Source organism: Vulcanococcus sp., from assembly GCF_044369115.1.
Lineage (GTDB): Bacteria > Cyanobacteriota > Cyanobacteriia > PCC-6307 > Cyanobiaceae > Vulcanococcus.
The window spans coordinates 1-3,769 of sequence record NZ_JBIPMN010000211.1 but is presented as its reverse complement, the minus strand read 5'-3'; the positions used below and the strand labels follow the sequence as shown (position 1 = coordinate 3,769).

Sequence of the window (3,769 nt, the reverse complement as noted above, 5' to 3'; positions counted from 1 at the left end):
CTCCACCCGGCAGAGCCCGGTGATCACCCCATCCTTGAGGCCGGTGCTGCGCTGCGTATCACGAATGCGATCGGCATAGCTGCGGCGATCCTTGAAGGCCAGCGGATCGGTGGGGCTCAGATCGCTGTCAAGGGGTTCGAAGCTGCCTTCATCGGCAATCAGGCCGATGCGCTCGTCGCTGAAGATGCGGTGGTGGTAACCGCAGCCGCCACACACGCTGGCGTTCGCGGCCAGGTCCTTGCGGTACACCACCAGCCCGCACTCAGGGCATTTGCTCCAGAGGCCGTCGTCCTCGTTGACCTCCTGGGCCACACGCACGGCCGGAGCGGTTTTGCGGCGATCGGCGAACCAGTCGAACAGCGACATCGAGCCAGCGGTGTCCGCAACTACAGGTCAGTCCATTAAAGGGCGCCCCAGCCCAGCCAGAGGCTGAAGCGTTGCAGCCAGAAGCCATTGCCGGCGCACCACACCGCCAGGCCGGCACCGCCCAGGAACGGGCCAAAGGGGAAGGGCTGCCCGCGCTTGATGCGGCCGCTGAGCAGGCCGATCACCCCAAACAGAGCCCCTGCAAACACCGACAGCATCACGCTGAGCCCGACACCGGTGAGCCCCAACCAGGCCCCGAGCAGTGCCGCCAGCTTGGCGTCGCCCAGGCCCAGGGCTGGTTTGCCGAGCAGCTTCTGGGCCAGGCCACTGGTGGCCTCAAAACCCAGCAGGCCGGCGCTGGCCGCCAGTAGATGCCACAGCAACAGCTGGCGGCCCGTTGAGTCGTCCTGGCTGAAGCCGGCGACGGCGCTCACCACCAGGCCGAGCACCACACCCCAGCGGCAGAGGGGCTCCGGCAGCCAGAGCTGATCGAGATCGATCAGCAGCATCGGCAGCAGCAGGCTGATCAGCAGCCAACCGCCCCCCACCACCAGCCACACCGGAGCCCCCGGCAGGCTGGAGCCTGCTGCGCTCACAACCGCGGGGGCCACTGCTGCCGCCACAAACAAGCCGGAGCAGAGGAGCTCCACAGCGGGGTAGCGCACGGCGATGGCTGTGCCGCAATGGCGGCAACGGCCCCGCAGCACCAGCCAGCTGAGCACGGGGATGTTGTCAAACCAGCGCAGCGTTGTGCCGCAGCGGGGGCAATGGCTGCGGGGCCGCACCACCGATTCCTGGCGGGGCAGGCGCCAGGCCACCACGTTGAGAAAGCTGCCGATGCAGGACCCCAGCACGGCGGAGACCAGGGCGAGATCGGGGGAGAGGGGAGGCTGCATCAGCCGCGCAGAGGGGATCGAGCGGAACGGCTGCGCGGGCTGCGGCCGCGCACCAGCTCCAAGGAGATGAATTGTTCCTCAGGCAGCAACACCGGTAGCTCGAACACCACGCGGCCCTGCAGCGGGCCGATCACCACCCCCAGCGGATCGGGGTGGGTGGGCGACCCTTCGAGAAAGTGGAAATAAACACGCCGTGCCTGGGCGATCACCTCGGCACTGTTGATGCGATCCCACCGCGGTTGCGGCGTCAGCGGCTGCACAGAAGAACCCACCGCCCCCCGGATCACAAAGGATGGGGAGGCCGGTGGGTTGTTTTGCCGGGAAACCCCGGTGCGTTCGGGCTGAGGAGCAACCGAGATGGGTGGACCTGTCCGCCAGTTGAGCCCCAGCCTAGGTGCAGTAGAGCCTCAGGCCAGGCGCTTCTTTTCCTCGATCATGCGGTGAATGATCGGGGTGAGGATCAGCTCCATGGCAAAGCCCATCTTGCCGCCGTTCACCACGATCGAAGTGGGGCTGGACATGAACGAGTCGTGGATCATGTCGAGCAGGTAGGTGAAGTCGATCCCCCACTTCTCACGGGCTCCCTTGCGGAAGTGAATGATCACGAACGATTCATCCGGGGTGGGGATGTCGCGGATCATGAAGGGGTTCGAGGTGTCCACGGTGGGGACACGCTGGAAGTTGATGTCCGTTTGGCTGAACTGCGGGCAGATGTGGTTGATGTAATCCGGCATGCGACGCAGGATCGTGTCCACGGTGGCCTCGGCCGAGTAGCCGCGCTCCTTGTTGTCGCGGGCGATCTTCTGGATCCACTCCAGGTTCACGATCGGCACCACGCCCACCAGCAGGTCGGCCAGGCCGGCCACGTCGTAACCGTCACCCTTCACGCCGCCGTGCAGGCCTTCGTAGAAGAGCAGGTCGGTGCCGGCGGGGATGGGTTCCCAGGGAGTGAACTGACCGGGCTCGAGGTTGGTGCCGAGACGGGCGTTGTGCTCGGTGGCTTCCTCGACTGAGTGCAGGTAGTAGCGCTTCTCGCCGGTGCCGGTTTCGCCGTAGCTCTTGAACAGTTCGCCGAGCTTGTCGAACAGGTTGGCCTCAGGGCCGAAGTGGCTGAAGTTCTCGCCCTTGGCCATGGCAGCGGCCATGGCTTCCTTCATGGGGCCACGCTCGTAGCGGTGGTAGCTGTCGCCCTCCACCACAGCCGGGGTGATGCCTTCGCGCTTGAAGATGTGCTCGAAGGCGCGCTTCACGGTGCTGGTTCCCGCGCCGGAGGAACCGGTGACCGACACGACCGGGTGACGCTTCGACATGCGCGAGATCAGCAGAACTGGGGGGAGTTTGGCAGGTCGCGGTGCCAATTCCCCGGAACGTTCATCAGCTCAGGTGTGGTTCAGCTCGCCAGTGCAGCTAGCAGCTGATCGCCCATGGCCTTGCATCCGAGCTGGGTGCAGCCTTCGGCCATCAGATCGCCGGTGCGGTATCCGCTGGCCAGCACCTGATCCACGCAAGCCTCCAGCTCAGCAGCAGCGGCATCTTCGCTAAGGCCCACTCGCAGCATCATCGCGGCGCTGAGCACCATCGCCATTGGGTTGGCCTTGTCTTGGCGGGCGATGTCGGGAGCGGAGCCGTGGATCGGCTCGAACAGGCCAGGGCCGCTTTCGCCCAGGGAGGCCGAGGGCAGCATGCCGATCGAGCCGCTGAGCATGGCGGCTTCATCGCTGAGGATGTCGCCGAAGAGGTTGCTTGTTAACAGCACGTCGAACTGCCGGGGGTTGCGCACCAGCTGCATGGCGGCGTTGTCCACATACATATGACTCAGTTCCACATCGCTGTAGCTGGCGGCGTGCAGGGCTTCCACACGGTCGCGCCAGAGCTGGCTCACATCGAGCACGTTGGCTTTGTCCACACTGCAGAGACGGCCGCTGCGTTGCTGGGCTAGATCGAAGCCCACCTTGGCGATCCGATCGATTTCATCGTCGAAGTAGGCCATGGTGTTGAAGCCGCGCACCCGGCCTTCGCTTTCCACGCGGCCTTTGGGAGTGCCGAAGTACACGCCGCCGGTGAGTTCGCGCACCACCATCAGATCCACGCCTTCGATCACCTCGCGCTTGAGGGTGGAGGCATCGATCAGGGCGGGGATGATCTTTACCGGCCGCAGGTTGGCGAACAGGCCCATGCCGGCACGCAGCCCGAGCAGGCCGGTTTCCGGGCGTTTTTCGCGGGGAAGGGTGTCGTATTGAGGTGAGCCGATGGCGGCAAGCAGCACGGCATCGGCGGCCTTGCAGGCCTCAAGGGTGCTGGCGGGCAGCGGTTCGCCGGTGGCGTCGATGGCGGCACCGCCCATCGGCTGCTCGTTGTAGATCAGCTCAAAGCCGTGCTTGCGGCTCACGGCATCCAGAAGCTGGCGGGCCACGGCCGTGATCTCCGGACCGATGCCGTCGCCGGGGAGCAGGGTGATCCGGTAGCTGGAGGTCATGGCCGAGCGGGTGCTGGGCGCGAGGCTAAGC

4 protein-coding genes and 1 pseudogene are annotated in these 3,769 nt (G+C 65.7%); all 5 read right to left on the bottom strand.

What is annotated here, in order from left to right; all coding sequences use genetic code 11:
- Positions 1-366, bottom strand: a pseudogene (locus ACIQ2E_RS13220) (acetyl-CoA carboxylase carboxyl transferase subunit beta); the annotation flags it as partial.
- A gap of 35 nt (positions 367-401) precedes the next feature.
- Positions 402-1,262: a prepilin peptidase gene (locus ACIQ2E_RS13215; RefSeq protein WP_398331415.1), complete on the bottom strand. Its 861-nt coding sequence runs from the start codon at positions 1,260-1,262 to the stop codon at positions 402-404.
- Positions 1,262-1,534, bottom strand: a complete 273-nt coding sequence (locus tag ACIQ2E_RS13210; RefSeq protein WP_398331412.1) for a hypothetical protein — start codon at positions 1,532-1,534, stop codon at positions 1,262-1,264. Before ACIQ2E_RS13210 ends, ACIQ2E_RS13215 begins: the two co-directional genes overlap by 1 nt.
- Positions 1,535-1,669: 135 nt before the next feature.
- Positions 1,670-2,572, bottom strand: coding sequence for a phosphoribulokinase (locus ACIQ2E_RS13205; RefSeq protein ID WP_398331409.1), 903 nt, complete (start codon positions 2,570-2,572; stop codon positions 1,670-1,672).
- A gap of 80 nt (positions 2,573-2,652) precedes the next feature.
- A complete protein-coding gene (gene leuB, locus ACIQ2E_RS13200) occupies positions 2,653-3,738 on the bottom strand; it encodes a 3-isopropylmalate dehydrogenase (protein WP_398331406.1) in 1,086 nt (361 codons plus the stop codon).
- Between the last annotated feature and the right edge of the window lie 31 nt (positions 3,739-3,769).

What these genes read in the sequence shown, in the direction of transcription:
- ACIQ2E_RS13215 (WP_398331415.1), bottom strand. Translation starts at nt 1,262, where the DNA reads ATGCAGCCTCCCCTCTCCCCCGATCTCGCCCTGGTCTCCGCCGTGCTG.
- ACIQ2E_RS13205 (WP_398331409.1), bottom strand. Translation starts at nt 2,572, where the DNA reads ATGTCGAAGCGTCACCCGGTCGTGTCGGTCACCGGTTCCTCCGGCGCG.
- leuB (WP_398331406.1), bottom strand. Translation starts at nt 3,738, where the DNA reads ATGACCTCCAGCTACCGGATCACCCTGCTCCCCGGCGACGGCATCGGT.